The 25,889-nt window shown below is 70.7% G+C and carries 21 protein-coding genes and 1 pseudogene; 10 read left to right on the forward strand and 12 right to left on the reverse strand.

The window, feature by feature from the left end; all coding sequences use genetic code 11:
• Positions 1–48 precede the first annotated feature (48 nt).
• A complete protein-coding gene (locus OG972_RS28895) occupies positions 49–279 on the forward strand; it encodes a hypothetical protein (protein WP_266990774.1) in 231 nt (76 codons plus the stop codon).
• A gap of 35 nt (positions 280–314) precedes the next feature.
• Here OG972_RS28895 and OG972_RS28900 read toward each other — a convergent pair whose 3' ends face one another.
• Together OG972_RS28900 and OG972_RS28905 are read right to left on the reverse strand one after the other, a co-directional pair.
• Positions 315–1,640: an MFS transporter gene (locus OG972_RS28900; RefSeq protein ID WP_266986304.1), complete on the reverse strand. Its 1,326-nt coding sequence runs from the start codon at positions 1,638–1,640 to the stop codon at positions 315–317.
• A 65-nt stretch (positions 1,641–1,705) separates the two neighbouring features.
• A complete protein-coding gene (locus OG972_RS28905) occupies positions 1,706–2,308 on the reverse strand; it encodes a hypothetical protein (RefSeq protein WP_266986306.1) in 603 nt (200 codons plus the stop codon).
• Positions 2,309–2,446: 138 nt separating this feature from the next.
• Here OG972_RS28905 and npdG point away from each other — a divergent pair, with 138 nt between their 5' ends.
• Both npdG and OG972_RS28915 read left to right on the forward strand, forming a co-directional pair.
• Complete coding sequence (npdG, locus tag OG972_RS28910) at positions 2,447–3,157, forward strand: NADPH-dependent F420 reductase (protein WP_266986308.1); 711 nt, start codon at positions 2,447–2,449, stop codon at positions 3,155–3,157.
• A 99-nt stretch (positions 3,158–3,256) separates the two neighbouring features.
• Positions 3,257–3,430: a hypothetical protein gene (locus OG972_RS28915; protein WP_266986310.1), complete on the forward strand. Its 174-nt coding sequence runs from the start codon at positions 3,257–3,259 to the stop codon at positions 3,428–3,430.
• Positions 3,431–3,453: 23 nt separating this feature from the next.
• Here the strand turns inward: OG972_RS28915 and OG972_RS28920 are convergent, their stop codons facing one another.
• Positions 3,454–4,254 (reverse strand): site-2 protease family protein, encoded by an 801-nt coding sequence (locus OG972_RS28920; protein WP_266986312.1) that lies wholly within the window; start codon positions 4,252–4,254, stop codon positions 3,454–3,456.
• Between the two features lie 327 nt (positions 4,255–4,581).
• Here OG972_RS28920 and OG972_RS28925 point away from each other — a divergent pair.
• Positions 4,582–7,994 (forward strand): annotated as a pseudogene (locus OG972_RS28925) (BTAD domain-containing putative transcriptional regulator).
• Positions 7,995–8,011: 17 nt separating this feature from the next.
• Here OG972_RS28925 and OG972_RS28930 read toward each other — a convergent pair.
• The 3 genes from OG972_RS28930 to OG972_RS28940 form a co-directional block, all read right to left on the reverse strand.
• Positions 8,012–8,863 carry an ABC transporter permease gene (locus tag OG972_RS28930; protein WP_266986314.1) on the reverse strand — a complete coding sequence of 284 codons (852 nt, stop codon included), beginning with the start codon at positions 8,861–8,863 and terminating at the stop codon, positions 8,012–8,014.
• Complete coding sequence (locus OG972_RS28935) at positions 8,860–9,876, reverse strand: ATP-binding cassette domain-containing protein (protein WP_266986316.1); 1,017 nt, start codon at positions 9,874–9,876, stop codon at positions 8,860–8,862. The genes OG972_RS28930 and OG972_RS28935 overlap by 4 nt, the downstream gene beginning before the upstream one ends.
• A gap of 252 nt (positions 9,877–10,128) precedes the next feature.
• Positions 10,129–10,500 (reverse strand): helix-turn-helix domain-containing protein, encoded by a 372-nt coding sequence (locus tag OG972_RS28940; protein ID WP_266986318.1) that lies wholly within the window; start codon positions 10,498–10,500, stop codon positions 10,129–10,131.
• 100 nt (positions 10,501–10,600) lie between these two features.
• Here OG972_RS28940 and OG972_RS28945 point away from each other — a divergent pair, with 100 nt between their 5' ends.
• Positions 10,601–11,239 (forward strand): NAD(P)-dependent oxidoreductase, encoded by a 639-nt coding sequence (locus OG972_RS28945; RefSeq protein ID WP_266986320.1) that lies wholly within the window; start codon positions 10,601–10,603, stop codon positions 11,237–11,239.
• 887 nt (positions 11,240–12,126) lie between these two features.
• The gene (locus OG972_RS28950; RefSeq protein ID WP_266986322.1) at positions 12,127–14,169 is read left to right on the forward strand and encodes a transposase; all 2,043 of its coding nucleotides are present in this window, start codon (positions 12,127–12,129) and stop codon (positions 14,167–14,169) included.
• Here OG972_RS28950 and panB read toward each other — a convergent pair.
• A complete protein-coding gene (gene panB / locus OG972_RS28955; protein ID WP_266986324.1) occupies positions 14,166–15,050 on the reverse strand; it encodes a 3-methyl-2-oxobutanoate hydroxymethyltransferase in 885 nt (294 codons plus the stop codon). The two genes, OG972_RS28950 and panB, sit on opposite strands and share 4 nt — an antisense overlap.
• A 157-nt stretch (positions 15,051–15,207) precedes the next feature.
• On the opposite strand from panB, the gene OG972_RS28960 reads away from it, so the two are divergent.
• The 4 genes from OG972_RS28960 (at position 15,208) to OG972_RS28975 (ending at position 20,318) form a co-directional block, all read left to right on the forward strand.
• On the forward strand, positions 15,208–16,818 hold the full coding sequence (locus OG972_RS28960) for a DHA2 family efflux MFS transporter permease subunit (protein WP_266986326.1): 1,611 nt from the start codon (positions 15,208–15,210) through the stop codon (positions 16,816–16,818).
• 150 nt (positions 16,819–16,968) lie between these two features.
• Positions 16,969–17,658 (forward strand): TetR/AcrR family transcriptional regulator, encoded by a 690-nt coding sequence (locus OG972_RS28965; protein ID WP_266986328.1) that lies wholly within the window; start codon positions 16,969–16,971, stop codon positions 17,656–17,658.
• Between the two features lie 192 nt (positions 17,659–17,850).
• Positions 17,851–18,873 (forward strand): endonuclease/exonuclease/phosphatase family protein, encoded by a 1,023-nt coding sequence (locus OG972_RS28970; protein WP_266986330.1) that lies wholly within the window; start codon positions 17,851–17,853, stop codon positions 18,871–18,873.
• A gap of 230 nt (positions 18,874–19,103) precedes the next feature.
• On the forward strand, positions 19,104–20,318 hold the full coding sequence (locus tag OG972_RS28975) for an MFS transporter (protein ID WP_266986332.1): 1,215 nt from the start codon (positions 19,104–19,106) through the stop codon (positions 20,316–20,318).
• A 190-nt stretch (positions 20,319–20,508) separates the two neighbouring features.
• Here the strand turns inward: OG972_RS28975 and OG972_RS28980 are convergent, their stop codons facing one another.
• From OG972_RS28980 to OG972_RS29000, 5 genes are all read right to left on the reverse strand, one after another.
• Complete coding sequence (locus OG972_RS28980; protein WP_266986333.1) at positions 20,509–22,263, reverse strand: NAD+ synthase; 1,755 nt, start codon at positions 22,261–22,263, stop codon at positions 20,509–20,511.
• A gap of 99 nt (positions 22,264–22,362) precedes the next feature.
• The gene (locus tag OG972_RS28985) at positions 22,363–23,997 is read right to left on the reverse strand and encodes a multicopper oxidase domain-containing protein (protein WP_266986334.1); all 1,635 of its coding nucleotides are present in this window, start codon (positions 23,995–23,997) and stop codon (positions 22,363–22,365) included.
• Positions 23,998–24,058: 61 nt separating this feature from the next.
• Entirely contained in the window at positions 24,059–24,484 is a 426-nt protein-coding gene (locus tag OG972_RS28990) for a hypothetical protein (protein ID WP_266986336.1), read from the reverse strand.
• 100 nt (positions 24,485–24,584) lie between these two features.
• The gene (locus tag OG972_RS28995) at positions 24,585–25,010 is read right to left on the reverse strand and encodes a CBS domain-containing protein (RefSeq protein ID WP_266986338.1); all 426 of its coding nucleotides are present in this window, start codon (positions 25,008–25,010) and stop codon (positions 24,585–24,587) included.
• A 135-nt stretch (positions 25,011–25,145) separates the two neighbouring features.
• On the reverse strand, positions 25,146–25,886 hold the full coding sequence (locus tag OG972_RS29000) for a DUF305 domain-containing protein (protein ID WP_323135904.1): 741 nt from the start codon (positions 25,884–25,886) through the stop codon (positions 25,146–25,148).
• Positions 25,887–25,889: the final 3 nt, after the last annotated feature.

Below are 25,889 nucleotides of genomic sequence, written 5' to 3' on the forward strand. Positions count from 1 at the left end.
CTAACCAGCGTGCTTGGGGCAGCATGGCCCCGAGGAAAGGAGCCGATGATGGCCCTGTTCAAGAAGCGCACGGTCGGCAAGCCGGGCGAATGGTACTACTGCCTGGAGCACAAGAAGGTCGAGGAAGGCCCGGAGTGCCCGGCGAAGGACCGGTTCGGGCCGTACACCACGCCCGAGGAGGCCCGGCACGCCATGGAGACGGCGCAGGAGCGGAACCTGGAGTGGGAGAACGACCCCAAATGGCACGACCGTTCCACGCCTCCTGAGGCCGACGCGTAGGCCCGGCCCCGGGGCTCCGCCCCGGACGCCGTTTCTCACACGCCGGAGGGGCTCGACTGTCCGGACGCCGGGAGACCGGATGCTCTAGCCTGCCGCCGCCGTTCGGCGTCCTCGTCCGTCCCGGAGTCGTACGTGAACAGCTTCGGCAGCGCCGCCGCCAGCAGCGCGACCGAGGCCACGCACGCCACCCCGCCCGACCAGATCGCCGAGCGGGTGCCCGTCCAGCCCGCCATCGCGCCCGCCCGCACCTGACCCAGCTGCGGCCCGACGCTGTACGACAGCACCTCGATGCCCGCCAGCCTCCCGCGCAACTCCTCCGGGATGGTCTGGTTCCAGATCGTCGAGCGGCCGAGCCCGCTGAGCATGTCGCCCGCTCCCGCCGCCGCCAGGCAGCCCAGCACCAGCCAGACATTGCTGAACCATCCCGCCGCAGCGATCGCCAGCCCCCAGGCGGCCGCGCCGAAGACCACGAACAGCCCGTGCCGTCGCACCCGTGAGGTCCAGCCGCTCGTCAGCCCCAGCACCAGGGACCCGACCGACCCCGCCGCGTACATCAGCCCCAGCGACCACTCGGCGTGCAGCTCGTCCGCGAGGAACGGGAAGATCGTGTTCGGGAAGGCGAAGAACATCGCGGCCAGATCGATCGCGTATGTCCCCAGCAGCACCGGCCGGCTCCACGCGTACCGCGCGCCCTCCGCGATCCCGCGCAGCGACGGCTTCCGCGCGTGCGCGGCGGGCGGTGCGGGCGCCAGCCGCAGACACAGCAGTACGGAGACGGTGAACGTGGCCACCGTGACCGCGTACGCCGTCGCGTGCCCGGCATAGGCCACCACCAGACCGGCCACTGCCGGGCCCGTGATCGCGCCGAACTGCCAGCGCAGCGAGTTCAGCGCGGCGGCCGCGGTGAGCTGGTCGTGCGGCACGATCCTGGCCATCAGTGAGTCCAGCGCGGGCCGCTGCAGCCCGGCGAGCGCGGAGACGCCGCCCGCGACGAGATAGAGCGGCCAGAGCGCAGGGTCGGGCAGCGCGGCATTCGCCAGGAGGACGACGGCGAGCAGCCCCAGCCCCGCCTCGGTGCCCAGGATCACCTTGCGGCGGTCCGCGGAGTCGGCGAGCGCCCCGCCGTACAGACCGAAGACGACCAGCGGTACCAGCTCGACCGCACCCATCGCGCCGACGGCGAGCGGCGAACCGGTGAGCTCCTTGATCTGGAGCGGCAGCGCGATCAACGCCATGAAGCTGCCGAAATAGGTGATCAGGCCCTGGACCCACAGCAGCCGGAAGTCGGCCGAGGACCGCAAGGGCGAGAGGTCGGGCAGCAGCGCGGCGAGCCGGGCGGGCAGGGCGGAGGCGGAGGTCACGAGGGGTCATGGTCCCGTGCTGTACGTGCCGACTGCAACCGGTTTTGGCCGCGGTGCGCGGCCATTCACCACCTCGGTGACGGTGGCGCGGTCAGCCGGTCGGCGAGCCGGGACAGCCGGTCCCGGAAGCTGCGCCGACCGCGCGGCGCCGGGGCGCTGTTCTCGCCGGCCGCGGCGCTCACCAGGTGCTGCACGGTGTCCAGGTCCACATCGTCGGTGCCGGTCACCGCGAGCGTCTCATGGGCCAGCCCTCCCACCTCAGGGTCGCCGTCGCCCAGCGACAGCACCGTCGCCCCGGCCCGGCGCGCATCGTGCACCCGCTCCAGCAGCCCGGCCCCGGGCCGCTGCGGGGCCACCAGGAGCAGCGTCTCGCCCCGCCCGGCCGCCTCGATCCGGCCCAGACCGACGGCCAGGTGGGCCGGGTCGCCCGGTTCCACCCGGTGCCGTACGAGCGTGGGAGTCAGCTCCGGCAGCCCGGACCAGGTGGACTCGTCGACGAGATGGGCCGCGAGGTGCCACGGCTCGTACGCCGCCGTCCCCACCAGCAGCAGCCCGCCGCCGTGCGGAACGACGGACGAGCGCAGCGTCCCCGCGAAACGCCGGGCCGCCGCGGGCCACTCGGTCCCGGCGAGCACTTCTCGGAGCAGGGCGACGCGTACGGCATCCATGGCCCGGCATCATGCCGCAGAGCTCGTCCCCGGCACCGGCGAACGGCACCGAACCAACCGAACGGGGGGCCTGAGTGACGGATGTCGCAGGAGGCCGGCCTGGCCTTCCCTTCCAGGGCGGGCAGTAATGTCGGCGCCATGACTACGAACGACAGTGGCAGCGCGCCCAAGCCCGTCGCCAAGGATCCCTGGGACCTTCCCGACGTATCCGGGCTGACCGTCGGTGTGCTCGGCGGCACCGGTCCGCAGGGCCGCGGGCTCGCCTACCGGTTCGCCCGCGCCGGGCAGAAGGTGATCATCGGCTCGCGCGCCGCCGAGCGCGCCCAGGCCGCCGCCGGCGAGCTGGGCCTCGGCGTCGAGGGCGCGGACAACGCCGACTGCGCCCGGCGCAGCGACGTCGTGATCGTCGCCGTGCCGTGGGACGGCCACGCCAAGACCCTGGAGTCGCTGCGCGAGGAGCTCGCCGGGAAGCTCGTCATCGACTGCGTCAACCCGCTGGGCTTCGACAAGCAGGGGGCGTACGCCCTGAAGCCCGAGGAGGGCAGCGCCGCCGAGCAGGCCGCCGCCCTGCTGCCCGATTCCCGGGTCACCGCCGCCTTCCACCACCTCTCGGCGGTGCTGCTCCAGGACGAGGCGATCGAGGAGATCGACACCGATGTGCTGGTGCTGGGCGAGGTCCGCGCCGACACCGACCTCGTCCAGGCGCTCGCCGGCCGGATCCCCGGCATGCGTGGCATCTTCGCGGGCCGGCTGCGCAATGCCCACCAGGTCGAATCGCTCGTCGCCAACCTGATCTCGGTCAACCGCCGCTACAAGGCGCACGCGGGCCTGCGTACCACCGACGTGTGAGCCGACGGGCGCCCACGGCCGCACCCTGCGGAGGGCGGAACGGGGCATGAGGGACACTGGACGGGACCGTGCACCGCCCCCGGACAGGAGCTGCCCCTCATGCCCCGCCTCGCTCTCTACGCCCTCGCCGTCTGCGTCCTCGCCGTCGGTGCGGCCGTGGCTTCCTTCGTCCAGGGCAGCTGGCTCGGGATCGTCTGGGTGCTGATGGCCGGGCTCTCGTCCAACATGGCGTGGTACTACCTGCGCAAGCAGCGCGCCGGGACCGCGGGCTGAGGACTGTCCTCGGGGGACAGCCCTCAGGGCCTGTCGACGGCGCAGGCCGGGTTCGCCGTGCTCCAGAACTGGTAGGCATCGCGTCCGCAGTACGTCCTGAATTCACTCACGCCCAGTGACTGCAGCAGGCTGTGGATCGCGTCGAAGAACACGTGGTTGATCTCCGGAATCCACAGCACGCCGAAGACCGCGATCAGTCCGAACTGCGCGAACGGCTCCGCCTGGCGGCGGATCCGGTACGACAACCAGGGCTCGATCACCCCGTACCCGTCCAGGCCGGGGACGGGCAGGAAGTTCAGGATCGCCGCGGTGACCTGGAGCAGCGCAAGGAACGCCAGCGCGTACCGGAACTCCCTCGGGACCCCGTCCAGGGCGTGCAGCCAGAACGGCGCCGTGCAGACGAGCGCGAACAGTACGTTCATCAGCGGGCCCGCCGCCGAGATCAGGCTGTGCTTCCAGCGGCCGCTGATCCGGCCCCGCTCGATGAAGACCGCGCCACCGGGCAGACCGATCCCACCCATGATCACGAACAGCACCGGCAGCACGATGCTCAGCAGCGCGTGCGTGTAGGCGAGCGGGTTGAGCGTGAGATAACCCTTCTCCCCGATCGAGTTGTCCCCGCTGTGCAGCGCGGTGCGGGCGTGCGCGTACTCGTGCAGACAGAGGGAGACGACCCACGCCGCCGTGACGAAGAGGAAGACCGCGAGCCCCGGGGGAGACCCGAAGGCCGTCCACACCGCCCAGCCCGATACCGCCATGACGGCGACGATCCCGAGGAAGACCGGGCTGATCCGCCGGTCGCTCCGGGCTGCTGCAGTGGTCATCAACGGACTCCAGGTGGCTCGGTGCGGGGGAGTGCGTCGGGGCGGGCACGAACCCCGACCGTACCGGTGGCACGGAGGAAACGTCTCGCGCCGACGCGGTGGTTCCGGACCTGCGCCTGTTTCCCGTGCGGAGCTGTTTCCCCGAGAGAACAAGAACTCCGCCCGCGTGATGCCCGTCCGGGAAGGTCCGAACCGGGCTGGTGCTGATCGCGGAAGACCTGACGGGCCGTAGGCCCGACAGGCAGCGTGAGCGAGAAATTCCCGCAGGTCCCATGGCGCGACGTAATCCCCTCTCCGGGGAGGAGAGCGGTCAAGGAGAATAGGCGCGTGCGCTACAGCATCCTCGGCACCACACAGGCACTCCACGACGACGGCACGGCCGTCGTCATCGGTGGGGCGCGGCTGCGCGCCCTGCTGACCGTTCTCGCGCTGCGTCCCGGCCGTACGGTCCCGGCCACCGTGCTCGTCGACGAGGTGTGGGACGGCGATCCGCCCGCCGACGCGGTCGGTGCCCTGCAGGCGCTCGTCGGCCGGCTCCGCCGGGTCCTCGGCCATGAGGCGATCACCTCGGCGGAGAGCGGCTACCGGCTCGCCGCCGACCCGGACGCGGTCGACCTGCACCGCTTCGGGCGGCTCGCCGGCGACGGTACGCGCGCACTGGAGGAGGGCGACCCGGCGAAGGCCGTGGCGGTCCTCGACGACGCCCTCGCACTCTGGCGCGGACCGGTTCTCGCCGATCTGCCGGACCGGGGCGCCGTCGCCGCCCGCTGGACGGCCCGCCGCCTGGACGCCCGCCGCGCCAGGCTGACCGCGGCGCTGGCGCTGGGCCGGGCCGATGAGGTCCTGCCCGAGCTGGTCGCGCTCTGCGCGGACCACCCGATGGACGAACCCCTTCAGGCGCTGCGGCTGCGGGCGCTGCGGGATGCCGGACGTACGGCGCAGGCGCTGGCGGCGTACGAAGAGGTGCGCACCGTGCTCGCCGACCGCCTCGGCGCCGACCCGGGCCCCGAACTGCGCGCACTGCACGCGGAGTTCCTTCATCAGGAGCCGGTGCGCAGACCGTCGAATCGGACGCCGGGACAGGAGCCTGCCCACGCCCCGGGCCGGGCGGCTGCAGAGGCCCCCGTGACGGAACCGGCCCGCACCCCCGCCCCCCACGCCCACGGCAACCTGCGCGCCAGGCTCACCAGCTTCGTCGGGCGCGAGGACGACATCGACGCCCTCCGTGACGACCTCGCGCAGGCCCGGCTCGTCACCCTTCTCGGGCCCGGCGGCGCGGGCAAGACCCGGCTCTCCCAGGAGGCGGCCGAATCCGTCGCGCCCGCCTGGCCGGACGGTGTCTGGCTGGCCGAGCTCGCCCCGTCGACGACCCGGAAACCGTGCCCGAAGCCGTACTGACCGCCCTCGGTGCCCGCGAGACCGTGCTGCGCGGCGCCGGTGCCGAAGAGCTCCGGGCCGCCGAGCGCGGCGCGGGCGACCCGCTCGTCCGGCTCACCGAGCACTGCTCCCGGCGCCGCATGCTCCTCCTGCTCGACAACTGCGAGCACGTCATCGAGGCCGCCGCCGCGCTCGCCGACCATCTGCTCGCCCACTGCCCGGACCTCACCGTCCTGGCGACCAGCCGCGAACCCCTCGGCGTACCCGGCGAGTTCGTCCGCCCCGTCGACCCGCTGCCCGACCCGATGGCGCTGCGCCTGCTGGGCGACCGCGGCGCCGCCGCGAAGCCGGGGTTCCGGACCGATGCCGACGAGGAGACCGCGGCGGCCGCCGCCGAGATCTGCCGCCGGCTCGACGGACTGCCGCTCGCCATCGAACTCGCCGCCGCCCGGCTGCGCATGCTCAGCCCGCGTCAGATCGCCGACCGGCTCGACGACCGGTTCCGCCTGCTGACCAGTGGGAGCCGTACCGTGCTGCCGCGCCAGCAGACCCTGCGTGCCGTCGTCGACTGGTCCTGGGACCTCCTCGACGCGCCCGAACGTGCCGTCCTGCGCCGCCTGTCCGTGTTCGCCGGCGGCTGCACCCTCGCCGCGGCGGAGTCGGTCTGCGCCCACCCCGCCCCGGACGCCCCGGTCGTCCCCGACGATCCGGTCGAGCCCGTCGACCCGCGTGATGTCGCCGTCCTGCTCGGCTCGCTCGTCGACAAGTCCCTTGTCGCCGCCGCGCCCGCCGACGACGGAGAGATGCGCTACCGGCTCCTGGAGACCGTGGGCGAGTACGCCGCAGGACGGCTCGACGAGGCAGGGGAGCGAACCGTCGTCGAGTTGCAACACCTGGTCTTCTACCGGGAGTTGGCTCGTACCACCGACCCCGAGCTCAGAGGCGCGGGACAGCGGGCCGCCATCGAGCTCCTGGAGCGCGAGTACGAGAACCTGCGCACGGCCCTGCGGCGCGCCGTCGCCGCCCGCGACGAGCAGGAGGTGCTCTGCCTGGTCCTCTCCCTCGCCTGGTACTGGCAGATGCGTGACCTGCGGACCGATGCACGCCAGTGGTCCGACGCGGCCGCCGAGCTCGGCCCCGACCCGTTCGCCCCGCCCGCCCGGCCCGCGCCCTCGCTCCATGAGCGGTGCACCGACGCGCCACCGCCCATGTCGTCCGAGCTGCTCGAAGAGGCGCGGCGAGGGGTGCGTCTGATCCAGCTGGTCAGCATGGACCATGCGATGGACGAGTGGACCACCGAGCAGAGCATGGAGCGGCTGCGCGTCATCGCGGGCACCTACCGGACGGGTCAGCCGCAGACCTGCCGCGCCCCGGCGTCGCTCTGGTTCTTCGCGGTCCTGCTCACCGGGGACGTGGGCCGGCTGCGCGAGCTGCTGGACGAAACGGTCCGTTCCTGCCGGGAGTTCGGCTACGAATGGGAGCTCGCCGCCGCTCTCCAGATGCGCGCCAATGTGCTGGCCAATCGCCCCGACTGGGCGGGCGAGGCCCGGGGGGACGCCGACGAGAGCCTGGAGATCTTCAACCGGCTCGGCGATGCCTGGGGTGCCGCGGAAGCGCTCTCCTGCCGGGGCGAGGCCTATGAGAAGAAGGGCGAATACACCAGCGCGGCGGACGACTTCCTCGCTGCGATCGGCTGGGCCGAGCAGCTGGGGGCCCGCTCCCAGGTGTCGCTTCTGCGCACCCGGTACGCCTCCGTGCTGACCGAGCTCGACCGCGGCGCCGAGGCCGAGACGATCCTCCGTGAGGTGCTCACCGAGGGCCGTCAGGCGGGGCACGAGGCGATGCCGGCCGCCCGGCTCCATCTCGCCATGTGGCTGGGCCGCTCCGGGCGTACGGCCGAGGCGCGGGAGCAACTCATCGAGCTGCGCGAGGAGTTCCGGTCCGAGACGGTGGCGATCTTCGACGGGTTCGTGCTGGGCGGCATGGCGTGGCTGGACAACGAGGACGGCCTGTACGCCGACGCCCTCGACCGGGGCCGGCAGGCTCTGGTCCGGTCCCAGGACCCGCTGTCGCAGATGGTGGCACCCCAGATGTCCGCCCTTCATCTCGTCACCGTGGCCTGGGCCCTCGGCGGACTCGGTGGCGAGCGCCGGGCGGCGGACGCGGCTCGGCTGCTGGGGGCCCGGGAGGGTCTGCTGCCGGCCGGTCATGTCGAGGCGTCGCTGGAGCGCGACAACCACGCGCGGGCGGTGGAACTGGTCCGCGGCGTCCTCGGGGAGGCCGCCTACGCCGCCGCGTACGCCGAGGGCGGCGGCCTCACACTGGAGGAGGCCGCCGCCCTCGTGGACGCGTATCGGCACTGACCCCGGACGTCCCGTCCTCAGGTTTTCTTGCGGAACTTGGAGACCGCGAGCGGCGCCGTCACCAGGGTGATGGCCGCGGCCCAGCCGAGCGTCAGCCACACCGAGTGCGCCACCGGACCGCCGAGCATCAGCCCACGCGCCGCGTCCGCGAGATTGGACAGCGGGTTGTAGTCGGTGAACGACCGGAGCCAGCCGGGCATCGTCGTCGGCGGCGCGAAGATCGAGGAACCGAACTGCAGGGGCATCATCACCAGGAACCCCATTCCCTGAACCGCCTGGGCCGTCTTCAGGGACAGCCCCAGCAGCATGAAGATCCACATGATGGCGACGCCGAACGCCGCCGAGAGACCGACAGCCGCGAGCAGACCGAACACCGAGGTCTTGAGCTGCATGCCGATCAGGAAGCCCATGCCCAGCAGGATCACCGTGGCGACCATCATCCGGCCGAGCTCGACCACGATCTTCGCGATGAGGACCGAGGAACGGGCGATCGGCATCGTCCGGAACCGGTCCATGACGCCCTTGCGGAAGTCGTCATTGACACCGGTGCCGACCGCCATGGCGATGTTCATGCCCATCATCGCCATCAGCCCGGGGATCACGTAGTTGATGTACGTCTGCCGGTCCCCGCCCAGGCTCGCGCCGACGGAGCCGCCGAAGACGTACACGAACAGCAGCGTGAAGACGATCGGCATCAGGAGCGCGTCGAACATCGACTCCGGGTCCTGCTTGATCTGGAGCAGATTGCGCCGTACCAGCGCGCCGATGTGCCGCAGATTGCCGCGCAGCCCGATCCGGCCCTCGTCGTGGAGGACCTTCGCCGGGGCGGAGCCGGTCGGGGCGTCGGGGGTCAGAGTCGCCGTGCTCATGCCGGGACCTCCTCGGGGATCGTGTCGGTCACGGACGGCGAGGTCTTCTCACCGGTGATGGCAAGGAACACCTCGTCCAGGCTGGGCAGCGCGGTGGCGATGTGCGCAATGGAGAGACCACGGCCGGCGAACAGGCCGATGACGGCGGTCAGTTGGTCGTCGCTGAGGATCGGTACGTACAGCATTCCCTCGTCCGGGACGGCCTGCGAACCGGCGATCCCGTCGAGACCGGCCTCCGCGAGGGCCTTGACCATGGCGGGCAGCTGGGCCGGGTCCGTGGGCCGGATCTGCAGGGTGCGGCCGCCGACCTTCGCCTTGAGCTCGTCGACCCCGCCGTTGGCGATGATCCGGCCCTTGTCGATGACGGTGAGCTCGTTGGCGAGCTGCTCGGCCTCTTCCATGTACTGGGTGGTGAGCAGCACGGTCGCCCCCTCCGCGACCATCCGCTGCACCTCGTCCCAGACCTCGTTACGGGTCCGGGGGTCGAGCCCCGTCGTCGGCTCGTCCAGATACAGCACGGCTGGGCTGCCGATCATCGAGGCGGCCAGGTCGAGCCGGCGCCGCATGCCGCCGGAGTAGTTCATCGCGGGCCGCTTGGCGGCTTCGGTGAGCGAGAACCGCTCCAGCAGCTCGTCGGCGCGGGTCCGCGCGGTCTTGCGGGGCAGGTCGAGGAGGCGCCCGATCATATAGAGGTTCTCCCAGCCGGAGAGCTTCTCGTCGACCGAGGCGTACTGGCCGGTCAGGCCGATGATGCGGCGCAGCTGCCGGGGCTGCTTCACCACGTCGTAGCCCGCGACGGTGGCGTGGCCGGCGTCCGGCACGATGAGGGTGGAGAGGCAGCGTACGAGGGTGGTCTTGCCGGCGCCGTTGGGGCCGAGCACACCGAGGACGGTGCCCTCGCGCACATCGAGGTCCACGCCGTCCAGTGCCTTGGTCTCGCCGTAGTGCTTGACCAGCCCCCGCACCTCGACGGCGTTGCCGCCGGTCCTGGGGTTCTTGTCGATTCGCGTCATGCCCACTATGGGAACATCCGCCACCGACAGTCCACCGACATCCTGCCGACAGGGCCCCCTACAGAACGCCTGCAGCGGCCGGCACACGCCGACAGCCCGCCGATGGAGGAAGTCGGCGGGCTGTCGGTGTGGGGGCAGTGGCCAATGTCCAGGGCCCTTCTTTCGGACAGGTCCTGGTGGAACTAAAGCGTGTTTGGAATGCTTCGACACACACCACGGTGGGTTAATTACGCCCTGGTGTCTGAGCCAGGGCTACGGTGCATTGTATGAGTCCCGCGCATCGAGTAGCTCATCCCAGTGCGCCGCTGCCCACGCACACGCCGCGTCCAACGGCTCCAGCATGCTGCGGCCCAGTGGCGTCAGCGCGTACTCCACTCGGAGTTCCGGGGCAGCGTGCACCGTACGTGACACGAGCCCGTCGCGCTCCAGGCCGCGTAGCGACTGCGTCAGCACCTTCGGGGTGACGCGGCGCAGCGGCACGCGGAGTTCGGAGAAGCGGCGCGGGCCGTCCTCCAGGCAACGGATGACCAGGGCCGCCCACTTGTCTCCGAAGCGAAATGGCAACAGTGAGGAGGGGCACAGCTCGTCGAACATGTCGGGGGCCAGCGGCTGCCGGTGCGTCATGGTGGTCTCCTGCCTCGCCGCTGGTGTCAGCGGTATCCAGGTGGTAACTGCCCTCACGGATACCTTCCGGAGCATCGACTCACCAGGAGGTATTCCGAAGATGAGCAGGATCGTGATTTTCGGTGCGGGCGGCCGGGCCGGCCGACAGGCCGTCGCCGAGGCGCGTCGGCGTGGGCACGAGGTCACCGCGGTCGTGCGCGACCCCGCGCGCTACAGCGGCTTGGCGGATGGTGACGTACGGATCGCCGCTGGTGACGTCACCGACGTGGCGGACGTCGCCGCCCTCGCGGCCGGCCACGACGCCGCGATCACCGCGGCCGCGGTGTACGGCGCGGGAACCGACCCGGACGCATTCTTTACCAGCGCCGCGCACGCCCTCGTCAAGGGCCTGCGGCAGGCCGGAGTGGACAGACTCGTCGCTGTCGGGCTATCGGCGCTGCTGCCTGGCCCCGATGGGACCCGGCTGCTGGACGCGCGCGGTTTCCCCGCGGAGTTTCGGCCCTTCTGCCTGGCCCACGCCGCCGGTCTGGAGGTTCTCCGTGTCGAGGGCGGCGCGCTGGATTGGGTGTATGTGAGCCCGGCTGGCGACTTCGACCACGAGGGCGAGCGCACCGGTCACTACGACATGCGCGAACAGGGCGACACCGCAGCCCGCATTTCCTACGCCGACTTCGCCCTCATCCTGCTCGACGAGGCCGAGACCCCGCGGCACTTCCGCAGTCACCTGGCCGTGGCATAACGACACGCAGGGCAACACCAGGGCGATGAAATCACTCTGAGATGCTCACAAACACCGCCGTATCAGGGTGAGTTGGATGATCGCTTCGTAGCGGACGGTGAGCTTGTCGTACCTGGTAGGTGTGCCACGAGGCGCCAGTGCGTCGTGAAGCGCGGTGAATCGAAGGAGGTGCAAGACCTCCTCGCTGGGTTGTCGCAGCAGCCTGGTGGGAGCTGAGCGCAGTCCGATCCGGGAGACGCCGGTGGGCGGGAAGCAGCGCTGACAAAGCCGGGACTGCCCGGAACTACCAGACGGGCCGGGTCCGGCGAGCGAGACAAGAGGGCATACGAAAGGAACCGGTGGTAAAGCTCCGTAAGCGTGGCACCGGCTCAAATCTGGTGGATGTGGGCCGGATTGCAGTGCGCGCTCGCTGAGCGGACTGACTTCGTAGCCGACTTGGCGTGTCGGTGGGGAGGCCACGGTGAAAGCCTGCGGCGTAACCGTGGCGATGCTGCCGGGGCAGGGCTGGATGCCGGACTGATCGATCGATTCACCGTGAACACGCGAACCGTCCCGCATCGTTCCCCGGGCCCGGAATCCATTCGGGCGCTGAATTCATCGGCGACATCAGGGAAGACGACCGCCTGACCGTCGGACTGCTGCGGAGCGCGAAGACCGCCATTCCTTCCCGGACGTGTCGGACGGCGGGCATCCTCCGCTGACTCACAGTCTCAAGGCGCTATCTGACCCGGACATAGCGCCTTAGAGGAGCTAACGGAAAGCCTCCGTGCGGCCATGTCCCCTTCGTCAGACACTCGTTGGATTGGTCATGGGCAAGGGGCAGGGGCCGCCATGGGTGGTGTTGGATGACTTGTGGGTGCGGGTCGACCGCACCGGGCGGGGAAGCGGTGACGGTCATACAGGCTGCCCAGCCGCAACGGAAGTTCCGGGGGGAGAACAAGGCCCGCAAGTGGAAGAAGCCCGACGGAGGGCAGGTGTCGGTGATGGTGCTGCCGCTGGCCGTCACCGACCCGGCCGACGTGGCGCGCCTGGAGAAGCTGTTCGGCTCCATGTGGTCGATCAAGCGCGGCGTCCAGCGCGATGCCCGCAATAAGGTCGATGCCTACTGGTGCGCGAAGCGCGAGCGGGACCGTGACGGGGCGAAGGCTGCACGGCAGCGCCTCGGCCTCAACCGTGAAGCCCTGGAGCGCTGCGCGTACAAGCACCTTGAAAACTCCGGGCACCTCAAGCACCACGCCACCAAGGCCCTCGCGATGCATATGGCAGATGAGGTGTGGAATGGGGTGCAGCGGCACCTGTTCGCTGACGCCACGGGCAAGCGTCATGGGCGGCCGAAGGTGGGTCGCTGGCACGACTTCACCCGCATCCCCGGCCGCGCCCGTTCCCACACCACCGCGAACAAGTGGGAGACCTTCCGTCTGGTGGGTGCCCTCCACGGCCACGTCATGGCCTACACCGACGGCGGCCGGCACAGCTTGATGCAGCCCCGCCGCATGGGCGTCCCGGCGCTGCCGAAGAGCAAGGTGCCCACGGGCAAGCTCACGGTGTCGGGGAAGCCGGGGACGCGGAAGGCAACATGGTGGGACCACACCGGTCCCCTCGCCGTGGTGTTCGCAGGCGGTCCCAACTCCAGCGCGGGGGACCTCGTGCTCCCTGTGCGGGTGCCGCAGCAGCCGGGTCAGTGGGCGCGAGTTGATCACTTCCTGGCCAATCCCGGCCGCTGGCACAAGGTGGATCTCGTACGCCGCCGAAAGGCGTCGGCGCCGGGCGGCTGGGTGTATGAGGCGCACCTGATGGTCCTCGGCCCCGGATACGCCTCGCCTGCCGTACGGGAAATGCGCGAGCAGGCCGCCGCCCTGAACCGCGTCGGCGGGGTGGACGGCAACGTCTCCAACCTGTCGATCGTGTCCTTCCCCGCCGACCTCAACCCCGCCGAGGGGCGGCCGGAGTCCACTGAGATCGTCCTCAACCCTGCCGATCGCGCCCTGATGGAGCGGCAGGCGAAGAAGCGGCGGGGACGTGCGCGGGCTCTGGAGCGCTCCCGGAGGGCGACCAACGCGGCGCAGTACGGGCTGTCGAAGAAGCAGGTCAAGCGCGCCGCTCGGCGAGCAGAGAAGGGTCTCAAGGCCAAGGCGGTCGCGGTGCCGGGCGGTGCCCGTGCCGCACGCTCGGACGGGGTGCCGAAGCAGGCATTCCGCCGCGACCAGCTGTCGGGCGGCTACCGGGAGCTGCGCGCCCGCCAGGCCGAACACGCCGCCTCCATCGCCGAGCACCGTCGGCACCGCGCCCGCACCATGGCCCGCGAGATCATCGCCAAGCACGGCCCCGTACTGGTGGTGGAGGACTGCGACATCCGCACCTGGTACCGGCTGTGGGGCAAGCGACTCTCGCAGACCACGCCCGGCATGTTCATCGCTGCTCTCGACCGCGAGTGCACCGCAGCAGGCAGGAGGCTGGTCCGCGCTTCGACATGGAGTACGGCGCTGTCCCAGCATTGCCTGTGCGGCGAGCGCGTCTCGAAGACGCTGCGGGACCGTGACCACAAGTGCATCGCCTGCGGCCTCGCCGGGAAACGAGACCTCGTGTCCGCCGCGCTGGCCGCGTTCGTCCGCTTCGCCGACGTGGACGACCCCAAGACCGCGTACCTGGACACCGCACAGTCCCGGCACGCGCAGATCATCTTTAGAGAAGGGCTGGAAGAAGCCCTGCGGAAGTCAACCACACAGAGCCAGAACACCGTACGAGGTGCTGGTCGCGTGGCAGTCCCACGGCAATGCCGTGCGACCTCTGCTCCCCGAACCGCCGCAGGGCGGAGCCGAGCAAACCCAGATGAGACACCGCAAGGTGACCACGCTGGAACGCCCGGCTCACGCCCCGGTTGCATCCCGCAGCAGCTCACCCTCTGGGGTGACATGCGGGACAAGTCTTAGTGGAAGGTGTGCTCCGGCGCCGGGAACGTGCCGCCGACGACCTCGTCGGCGAACTCCTTCGCCGCGTCACCGAGCACCTTGCGCATGTTCGCGTACTGCTTGGTGAAGCGCGGCACCTTGCCGCCGGTCAGCCCCACCATGTCGGTGTAGACCAGCACCTGGGCGTCGGTGTCAGGACCGGCGCCGATGCCGATGGTCGGGATGTGCAGACTGCGGGTGATCTCGGCGGCGACCTCGGCCGGTACAAGCTCCAGGACGACGGCGAACGCCCCCGCGTCCTGCGCCGCCTTGGCGTCCCGGATCAGCCGGTGGGCGGCCTCGTCGCTGCGGCCCTGCACCCGGTAGCCCATGGTGTTCACGGACTGCGGGGTCAGGCCGAGGTGCGACATGACCGGGATGCCGGCCGAGACGAGCAGCTCGGTCTGGGGGAGCGAACGCTCGCCGCCCTCCAGCTTGACCGCCCCGACGCCGGACTCCTTGACCAGCCGGGTGGCGTTGCGCAGGGCCTGGACGGGCCCTTCCTGGTAGGCCCCGAAGGGCAGGTCGCCGACGATGAGGGCGCGCTTGGTGCCCCGTACGACGGCGGCGGAGAGGATGGCGATCTCGTCCATCGTGACGGGCACGGTGGTCTCGTAGCCGAGGTGACAGTTGCCCATGGAGTCGCCGACGAGCATGACCGGGATGCCGGCCTCGTCGAAGACGGACGCGGTCATCGCGTCGTAGGCGGTGAGCATGGGCCACTTCTCGCCGCGCTCGGTGGCGGCGGCGATGTCGTGGACGGTGATGCGGCGGGTGCTCTTGCCTCCGTACAGCGCCTTGCTGCTGTCGGTGGGGGCCCCCGCGGGGGTTGCGGGCTGGTTCTCTGCAGCCTGAAGCGTCATTGCCAACGGCTCCTTCGTCATCTCGAGGCGCCCTGACGGCGTCCCCGGATCGCGTCCATGGTGGCATCCCGGGGCCGTCCGCGGGAAGTGGGCACGACTGGGCAAAGACTTTCCAATACGAGACGGTCTCGTATCGAAATGGGATACGCTCGCCGGCATGTCGATACCGTCCGGCCCTCCGGCCGCCGTGCCCCGTGTTCCCGAGGCGATCCACCGTCGCCGTTGGGTGATCCTCACCGTTCTGATGTTCAGCCTGCTCATCGTGGTGCTGGACAACTCGATCCTGAACGTCGCGGTCAAGACCATCGCGAGCCCGTCGCCCACCGGGCTCGGAGCCACCCAGAGCGAGCTGGAGTGGGCGATCAACTCGTACACGCTGGTCTTCGCCGGACTCCTCTTCACCGCCGGTCTGCTCGGCGACCGCATCGGCCGCAAGAAGGTCCTGCTCTTCGGCATCCTGCTGTTCGGTATCGGCTCGGCGCTCGCCGCGATGTCCGGTTCGCCCGGCGAACTCATCACCTGGCGCGCCGTGATGGGCTTCGGCGCCGCGTTCGTGATGCCCGCCACACTCGCGATCCTGATGAACGTCTTCGAGCGCGACGAGCAGCCCAAGGCGATCGGCATCTGGGCCGGCAGTGTCGGCCTGGGCATCGCCATCGGCCCGATCACCGGCGGACTGCTGCTCGAACACTTCTGGTGGGGCTCGATCTTCCTGGTCAACGTGCCCGTCGTCGTCATCGCACTGATCGCGATGGCGGTGCTCGTGCCGGATTCCCGGGACCCGAAGCCGGGCCGGATCGACCCGCTCGGGGTCGTCCTCTCCATCGTCGGTCTGGTCCTGCTGGTGTTCGGCATCATCCGTGGCGGCGAACTCGCCGACTTCGGCGACGCCGTCGTACTCCTCTCGATCATCGGGGGTCTCGTCGTCCTGGCCGGATTCGTCTGGCACGAGAAGCGCAGCAGCCACCCGGCCATCGACATCACGTACTTCAAGAACGGCGCGTTCTCCGCCGCCGTCGCCGCTGTGGCGCTGGTCTTCTTCGCGCTGATGGGCGTGACCTTCTTCTCCGCCTTCTACCTGCAGAGCGTGCGCGGCTACAGCGCCCTGCAGTCCGGACTCCTGATCGTGCCGCTGGCCGCCGCGCAGATGATCTTCGCGCCGCGCGCCCGGCTGGTCGTCGAGCGGTTCGGCTCCCGTGCGGTGTGCACCGCCGGCATGCTGCTGGTCGCGGTCGGACTGTCGGCGTTCGCACTGTTCGACGCCAGTACACCCGTCTGGGTGATGTGTCTGGTCTTCTTCGTCCAGGGCACCGGCATGGCGCACGTCATGCCGCCCGTCACCGTTGCCGTGATGCAGGCGCTGCCGCGCGAGAAGGCCGGTTCCGGATCGGCCATCAACAACACGTTCCGGCAGGTCGGCGGGGCGCTTGGGATCGCTGTCCTGGGCTCGGTGCTGTCCACCGTCTACCGCGGTGACATCGAGGGCCACCTCGGTACGCTCCCGGCCGCGGCCAGGGACGCGGCGGGGGAGTCGATCGAGGCGACCCTCGGCATCGCGGAGAAGCTCGGTCCGGCGGGCGCCCCGCTGGTCGGCGCGGCCAACGACGCGTTCATCAGCGCCATGCACGTCACCGCCCTCGGCTCCGCGTGCGTCGCCCTGATCGGAGCCCTCGTGGTCGGAATCTTCCTGCCGGGCAGGCCGCCCGCCGGGCAGCGGACCGGACACGGCGACGACGACCGGGCCGTGCCCGCGGGCGCGCGCCGATGACGCCATGACGGCCACGGGCCCGGATGGCTGAATAGCCCCGCCCCGGTCACCCCCGGACACACCGGGCCGACCGGGGCGGGAAGCAGGACACCGCCCCGGTCGGTGAGAATCGGGACAGGGACCGGACGGCGCGGCGAGAGGTGGAGCCAGGTGCAGGCGCAGGACGAGGACCGGGAACCGCGGCGCGGCCGACCGCGCAGTGCGGCGGCGGAGCGGGCGATCCTGGACGCCGTCGTCGACCTCCTGGAGACCGGCGAACCGCTCGCCGGACTGTCCATCGAGCGCATCGCCCGGACCGCAGGCGTCGGCAAGGCCACCATCTACCGGCGCTGGAGCGGCAAGGAAGAACTCTTCGTCGATGTGCTGCGCCACATCGAACCCCCGGAACCGAAGATCTCCGGCACCGCCGGGCTCAGCGACCTCCGCGTGATGCTGGAGTCGCTGCGCGTGCGCGGACTCGCCCAGCGCTCCTCGGTCCTCCTCCACAACGTCTTCGCGCAGATGAAGAGCCACCCCAAACTGTGGGCCGAGTACCAGTGCACGGTGATAGCACCGCGCCGGGTCGCGATGACGGCGGCCGTGCGGCGGGCGGTCGAAGCGGGCGAACTCCGGGCGGACCTGGACGTGGAGCTGATGGACGACCTGTTCATCGGCCCCATGCTCGTACGGACCATTCACCGGCCCGACGCGCCGCTCCCGGAAGACCTTGCCGATCGCATCATCCGGACGCTGGTCGAGGGCCTGGCGCCGCGCCCGACGGCTCCCGACACCACCCCGGTCCCCGCCCGGACAGCCGCGCCCGCCACCCGTCCGTCCGACAAAAACGCAGGCCAGGCCTGACTCGCCCGGCCTCCGCCCGAGTGTGAGCGTTGTGTCACAACGCCCCACAAGATCCGTCCGGCCGGAACCCGCCGGACCACGCCCTTCGTCCTCGTGGCAGTACGGCCGTCGTGGACGGCAGGAAAGGCGTTGCTCATCGCCTAGGGTCGTGGAGCGCGGCGATGGGTACGGCGAAGCAGTGAGGACAGCGCGATGGTGCAGGCGTACAGGGCGGACACCGGGAACGGCAGCGCGGGACCGCAGCGCACCGGGTCCCGCTTCCGGAACCTGCGCGACAGATGGACCAGCGGCAAGGGCATGTGGCGGCGCGGCATCGTCCTCGCCGCCTGCGCGGTCCTGCTGACCCTTGTGATGTTCTTCCACGCGGAGATCCCGAACAGGATCGGCAACCTGGGCAGCCTCTCCGAGACGTTCCTGCCGTGGTTCGGTGTGTTCGTCCCGGTGCTGCTCGTCCTGGGCCTGGTGCGCCGCTCCGCGACCGCACTGATCGCCCTGCTGCTGCCGGCCGTGGTCTGGCTCCATCTCTTCGGCGGGCTGCTCACCGACAAGTCGGGCAGCGGCGGCGACCTGACCGTCGCCACCCACAACGTCAACGCGGGCAACCCCGACCCCGCGGGTACCGCCCAGCAGGTCGCGGGCTCCGGTGCGGACGTCATCGCCCTGCAGGAGCTGCCGTCCGGCCAGGTAGCCGCGTACGAATCGGCGCTCGCCGACCGCTATCCGTACCACTCGGTGCAGGGGACCGTCGGTCTGTGGAGCAAGTACCCGATGAGCGGCACACGCCCCGTGGACATCAAGATGGGCTGGACCCGGGCCATGCGCTCCACAGTGACGACACCGAAGGGCAAGGTCGCCGTCTATGTCGCCCACATGCCGTCCGTGCGGGTCAAGCTGAACGCCGGATTCACCGCCAACCAGCGCGACGCGAGCGCGGACGCGCTCGGTGAGGCCATCGCCGACGAACAGCTCGGCAAGGTGATCCTGCTCGGCGACCTCAACGGCACGATGAACGACCGCTCGCTGAACGCGGTCACCTCGCAGATGCGGTCCACGCAGGGCGCCGCGGGCAACGGCTTCGGCTTCAGCTGGCCGGCGTCGTTCCCGATGGCCCGGATCGACCAGATCATGGTCAAGGGCATCGAACCGATGTCGTCATGGACGCTCCCGGCCACGGGCAGCGACCATCTCCCGATCGCCGCCCGCGTCGAGCTCTGAGGCAACGGTCCGTTTACCTCCTGGCATAAACCGTCTGAGAGTATTTGTTCCTCCGGGGAACGCGAGCCGACCGGCGACGGAGCCGGTGACCGCGGTGCGACCCGGCCTTCGGGCCGGGCGCGCCGCGCTGCCCGGGCCCGCCGCCCCCACGCCCTCGCCCCCACCCGGCGGCCGGTCAGCCATGCCCGGACGCGGCGGGCCGAGCTCCCTGCGGAAAGGTCTCTCCCGCCATGCCACTGGCTCTTCTCGCGCTCGCCATCAGCGCATTTGGCATCGGAACCGCCGAGTTCGTGATGATGGGCCTGCTGCCCGATGTCGCGGACGACCTGGGTACGTCGGTACCCACCGCCGGCTATCTCGTGTCCGCGTACGCGATCGGGGTCGTCCTCGGCGCCCCGCTGCTCACCGCCGTCGGCTCCCGGGTCCCGCGCAAGCGGATGCTCCTGCTGCTCATGGCCCTGTTCACCGTCGGCAACCTCGCTTCCGCGCTCGCCCCCGGTTTCGGCTGGTTGCTCGCGGGCCGGTTCCTCGCCGGGCTGCCGCACGGAGCGTTCTTCGGCGTCGGCGCAGTCGTCGCCGCGCGCCTGGTCGCTGAGGGGCGGCAGGCGCGGGCGGTGGCGACGATGTTCCTCGGCCTCACGGTCGCCAACATCGTCGGCGTACCCGCGGCCACGCTCCTCGGCCAGCACCTCGGCTGGCGCGCGACGTTCCTGGTCGTCGCCGCGATCGGACTGTGCTCGATGGCCGCGCTCGCCCGGCTCGTCCCGCGGGCGCCGGCCGACGCGCACCAGGGTCTCGGCCGCGAACTCCGCGCCCTCGGCAACCGGCAGGTGCTGCTCGGCCTGCTCACCGCCGTCTTCGGCTTCGCCGGTGTCTTCGCCGTCTACTCGTACCTGTCGGCGATGACGACCGAGGTGATGGGCTTCGGAGAATCCTCGGTGACACCGGTCCTGGCGCTGTTCGGCATCGGCATGACCCTGGGCGCCCTCGCGGCGGGACCGCTCACGGACCGGGCGCTGCGCCCCACCCTGTACGGCTCGCTGAGCGCGCTCGCGGTGGTCCTGGTCGTCTTCCCGTTCGCCGTGCACGTGAAGTGGGCGGCACTGGTCATGGTCGTCCTGCTCGGCGGGATCGGCTTCATGACCACGACGCCGCTGCAGATGCTCGTCATGAACAAGGCCAAGGACGCCCCGACGCTGGCGTCCGCCTCCAACCACTCGGCCTTCAACCTCGCCAACGCGGGCGGTGCCTGGCTGGGCGGGGCCGCGATCGCGGCGGGCTGGGGCTGGACGTCCCCGGCACTGGTGGGCGCGGGGCTGACCGTGGCGGGTCTGGCGGTGGCGGCGACGGCGGGGGTGCTGGACCGTGGGAGGCCGGGTGAGTCCCGGGTGGTGGCGGGCACGGGGGCGTCCACGACGCCGAAGTCCCACGCGGACGTGTGCTGAACAGTGCCGCGCGCCGGGGGGCGCTCCTCCCCAAGCGCCGGACGGGGGCGATCCCGCCGGGCCCGATCCCAAGTCCCTGCGCCGCCGGCCATGACGACGGCGGCCGGGCACATCGGGTCCGCCCGGCGGTTGAGGACGGAACGGCTGCCGGGGCGGGCCGGCTCCCATCGGGCCGGCCCGCCCCGTCGCGTCACACCGACTCGCGCCACCGATTGGTGATGGGCAGCCGCCGGTCCTTCCCGAACCCCTTGGCCGAGATCTTCGTCCCCGGCGGGTACTGCCGCCGCTTGTACTCGGCGGTGTCCACCATCCGCAGCGTCCTCGTCACCAGCGTCTCGTCGAACCCGGCCGCCACGATCGACTCCAGCCCCAGGTCCCGGTCGACGTACAGCTCCAGGATCCGGTCCAGCACGTCGTAGTCCGGCAGCGAGTCCGTGTCGACCTGGTCGGGCCGCAGCTCGGCGCTGGGCGGCTTGGTGATGGACGCCTCCGGGATCGGCGGCGTCTGGCCGCGTTCCTCCGCAGCCCGGTTGCGCCACTTCGCCAACCGGAAGATCGACGTCTTGTAGACGTCCTTGATCGGCCCGTACGCGCCGACGGAGTCCCCGTACAGCGTCGAGTAGCCGACCGCCAGCTCCGACTTGTTGCCCGGCGCGAGGACGATCTGGCCCTCCTGGTTGGAGACGGCCATCAGCATCGTGCCGCGCAGTCGCGACTGGAGGTTCTCCTCGGCGAGACCGGTGAGGCCCAGCGCCTCCATGTACGCGTCGAACATCGGCTCGATCGGTACGGTGCGGAAGTTCAGTCCGGTGCGCCGCGCCAGCTCCGCCGCGTCGCCCTTGGAGTGGTCCGAGGAGTACTTCGACGGCATCGAGATGCCGTACACGTTCTGCGCGCCCAGCGCATCGCACGCGATGGCCGCGACGAGTGCCGAGTCGATCCCGCCGGAGAGCCCGATCAGCACACTGCTGAAACCGTTCTTCGCGGCGTACGCACGCAGACCCACGACCAGCGCCGAGTACAGCTCCTCGTCGTCGTCGAGCCGCTCGGCGTAGCCGCCGGTCAGCTCCGCCTCGTACGCAGGGACAGGCTTGTCGGAGAGGACCACATGGTCGATCCGCAGTCCGTCGTTCACCACCCCGGACGGCGCCTCGGGCGCCGCGGCGGGCAGGTCCAGATCGAGGACGACGCAGCCCTCGGCGAACTGCGGGGCACGGGCGATCACGTCGCCGTCCCTGTCGACGACGATCGAGTCGCCGTCGAAGACCAGCTCGTCCTGCCCGCCGATCATCGCCAGATAAGCGGTGGTGCAGCCGGCCTCCTGGGCCCGCTTGCGGACCAGTTCCAGCCGGGTGTCGTCCTTGTCCCGCTCGTACGGCGAGGCATTGATCGACAGCAGCAGCCCGGCCCCGGCGGCGCGCGCGGCCGGCACCCGGCCGCCGTCCTGCCAGAGGTCCTCGCAGATCGCGAGCGCCACATCGACACCATGGACCCGCACGACGGGCATCGAATCGCCCGGCACGAAGTACCGGAACTCGTCGAAGACCCCGTAGTTGGGCAGGTGGTGCTTGGCGAAGGACAGCGCGACCCGCCCGCGGTGCAGCACCGCGGCGGCGTTCTGCGGAGAACCGGCAGGCTGGCCGTAGCGCGGCTGGGCCGTCTCGGAACGGTCGAGATAACCGACGACGACCGGCAGCTCCCCGAAGCCCTCCGCGTCGAGGCGGGCGGCGAGCGCACGCAGCGCGTTCCGCGACGCCTCGACGAAGGACGACCTCAGGGCCAGGTCCTCGACGGGGTATCCGGTCAGCACCATCTCGGGGAACGCCACCAGGTGGGCGCCCTGTTCGGCGGAGTGCCGGGTCCAGTGGATGATCGCCTCGGCGTTGCCGGCGAGGTCACCGACGGTCGAGTCGATCTGATTCAGTGCGAGGCGTAGTTGAGGCACGCGCCTCAGTGTAATCGTCTTTCTGACGCGATGTCCTGGCGGGCCGCACTTCCGCTGCCGCGGCCGACGCAGCCCTTGCCGCGGCCCGCCGGCACCGGGTCAGCGGCGGTAGCCGAGGACCGTCATCATGTTCATGTTCGAGTGGTAGACGTTGTGGCAGTGGAGCATCCACAGTCCCGGGTTGTCCGCGTCGAACTCCACGGCCACCGACCTGTTGGGCAGGACGATCGCGGTGTCCTTGCGCGCCCCGGGAGCCCTGTCCAGCACCGAGCGCGGTCCCGCACGTCCCGCGAGGGCGAACGTGTGCCCGTGCAGATGGATCGGGTGCCACATCTCCGTGATGTTGTAGAACTCCAGCCGGACCCGCTCGCCCGCCTTGACCGGATGGCGCCAAGCGGGGTCGTACTTCCTGTGGTCGAAGGCCCAGTCGAACGCCCTCATGCTGCCGGTCATCTTGATCCGGATCGTCCGGTCGGGCCTGCGGGCAGCCAGCGCCACGGACTTGTCCGCCTGCAGCTCGAAGGCTGACACCAGCTGCCCGGTCAGCTCCTTGGGCCGCACGGAGGCGGTCGGCGCCGCGCCGCCGCCGGTACGGAGCAGGGCCAGCGCCGACGCCTTCTTGCCCTCGGCGACCGCCGTCAGCGGGAACACCCCGTCCCGGGCGGTGACCAGCACGTCGTACCGCTCGCCCATGCCCAGCAGCAGCGTGTCCGTCGTGGTGTGCCGGACCGGGAAGCCGTCCGCGTGGGTGATGGTCATCCGGTGGCCGCCGAGCGCGACGCGGAAGGGGGTGTCGCCGCCCCCGTTGATGATGCGCACCCGGATCCGGTCGCCGGGCTTCGCGGTGAACGTGGTCGGGTCCTTCGGGATGCGGCCGTTGATCAGGTAGTACGGGTAGTCGACATCGCCCGCGTCACCGCCGAGCAGTTCGCTCGGGGCGCCCCCCAGCACCCGCGAGGGTCCGGACCCGGACCCGGAACGGGGCTTGTCATCGGCCCCGGAAGACCCGTGATCCATGCCACCCATGCCGTGGCTGAGCTCGGCGAGCACCGCCTCCGGAGAGGAACCCTCCACTCCGTCGACCCAGTCGTCGAGGACGACGACCCACTCCTTGTCGTACGACAGGGGCTCCTTCGGGTCGTCGATGATCAGTGGTGCGTACAGACCGCGGTCCTGCTGGACGCCCTGGTGCGGATGGAACCAGTACGTCCCCGACTGCGGCACCGCGAAGCGGTACGTGAACTCCGCGCCCGGTTTGATGGCCGGCTGGGTCAGCTGGGGAACACCATCCATGTCGTTGCGCACATGGAGGCCGTGCCAGTGCAGGGTGGTCGACGTCGGCAGGTGGTTGGCGAGGGTGACTGCCAGGGTGTCGCCCGCGGTGATCCGGATTTCCTTGCCGGGCAGCCGGTCCCCGAAGGCCCAGGAGCTGACGGTGAGCCCGCCGCCCAGATCGAGGCGGGTCGGGGTGGCGGTGAGGTTGAGCTTCCGTACAGGGCCGGAGCCTCGCTTCGCCTCGACCGCCGCGATCTCCGCGTCGCCGGGGGAGACGTACTCTCCGCGGCTCCCCGACGCGGGCGACGGGCTGTGGCCCATGGCGTCGTGATGCGTGGGGCCGGGGTTCGCGGCGTGCCGTTCCGGGGCCGTACCACTGGAGCAGGCGGCCAGAACTCCCGTGCCGGCCACGGCGATTCCGGCGCCGAGCACGGCGCGTCGAGTGGGTTGAGTGGGCATGGCTGGAACACCTCTGATGCTGTCGGTGCGGGCTGGAGGAGGGGTGCGGAGCGGCCCGCTCCTATATCCGAAGCACCGACAACCGGGCGGGAGCCGTCGTCGCGGGCGGGGGGCCGGACCGCAGCGCACGCGACAACAGCGCTCCCGCGGCAACGAGGAGATGCTCCGTGGTCCGGAGCGCCATCAGCCGGCCGGCGAGCAGGGCGAGACCCCAGGCGCCCAGCACGGCGAGACAGACCGCCATCGGGTCCGTGCCGTCGCCCATCGGCGTCGGCGGGACGGAGGAGTGCTCCGCCGAGGACTCCCTCGTGGCGCTCGCCGGGTGTACCCCCTGAGTTTCCTGGTCCCGCAGGTGGTCCATCGTCACCACGGCCTCATGGCCGCCGTGTTCCGCCGGATACCCGACGGTGTGCATGGTGAAGACCCCGAACAGCAGCGCGGTAAACAGCAACAGCTGTCCGTACATCGCACTACATTTCGGGCTCATGTCAGGCACCCTACCCCCGCCGGGTATACCTCGCACCCGGGCCCGGCACCCCCCGTTGTCATGGGTGCCGGGCCCGCGGTGGTGCGCTGTCGAAGGCCGGTCAGACGCGGGCGTAGACCTTCTCCGCCCAGCCCGCGATCTGGTCCTCGGAGAGGTGCTGGGCGAGGTCGGCCTCACTGATCATGCCGATCAGCATCTTGTTCTCGACCACCGGGAGCCGGCGGATCCGGTGGTTCTGCATCTCCTCCAGAACCTCGTTCACCTCTGCGTTCGCATCGATCCAGCGCGGTGTTCCCTGGGCGAGCTCACCCGCGGTCACCTTCGACGGATCGTGGCCCATCGCCACACAGCCGACCACGATGTCGCGGTCCGTGAGGATGCCGACCATCCGGTCCTGCTCGCCGTTGGCCGAGATCGGCAGTGCGCCGACGTTGTGTTCGCGCATCATCTGGGCGGCGCGGTCGAGCGTCTCGTGCGCGGGGATCCACTGGGCCCCGGCGTGCATGATGTCCTTGGCGGTGGTCATGAGGGATTCCTCCTGGTGTCGATGGGCACTGCGGTCCGACCCCGAGCGAACCCATCGTCATGGGCCCGTTCGGGGTGCGCGACCGCTATCACCCATTCGGGTGCATTCATACCGCTTCAGGAACGGCGGAATGCCTCAGGACCTGGGCTTCGCCCCGCGCGCCGCCAGCATCTTCGCCATCGCGTCCAGCTCGGACCGCTGGGCCTCGACCATGCCCTGGGCGAGGCGCTTCTCCGCCTTCACCGTGCAGAGCCCGGCGCACCCGCGCGCCATGGCGACGCCGCCCTTGTGGTGGTCGGTCATCAGCTGCAGGAACAGGATCTCGGCCTGCTTGCCGCTCGCCTTCCTGAGCCGGTCGAGTTCGGTCCGGGTGGCCATGCCGGGCATGAGGGCGCCGTCATGAGCGGTGAAGGCGCCGTCCGACCCGCCCGCGTTCCCCATGCCGTCCATGCCCTCCATGCCCTCCATGTCGTCCATGTCGTCCGTGCCGTGATCACCGTGCGTGCCGTGTCCACCGTGGGTCGTCATCCACGCCATCGGCTCCTGCCCGGCGGCCACCTTCGGCAGCTCCCACAGATCCAGCCAGCCGAGCAGCATGCCCCGCTGATTGGCCTGGGTATTGGCGATGTCGTACGCGAAACGGCGTACTTCCTCGTCCTGCGTGCGGTCACGCACGATGAAGGACATCTCCACGGCCTGCTGATGGTGGACCGCCATGTCGCGGGCGAACCCGGCGTCCGCCGAGTCCGGGCCGGGCACCCGGACGGCCGCGGGGGCCTCTCCGGGCTGCTTCCCGTCCGCTGTGTCGTCCCGCGCCGAGGCGACCGTCGCCACCCCCGCGAGGAGCAGCGCGAGGGCGACGGCGGAACCGGCCACCCA

The sequence above is a fragment of the Streptomyces sp. NBC_01669 genome (assembly GCF_026339735.1).
Taxonomy (GTDB): Bacteria; Actinomycetota; Actinomycetes; order Streptomycetales; family Streptomycetaceae; genus Streptomyces; species Streptomyces yanii.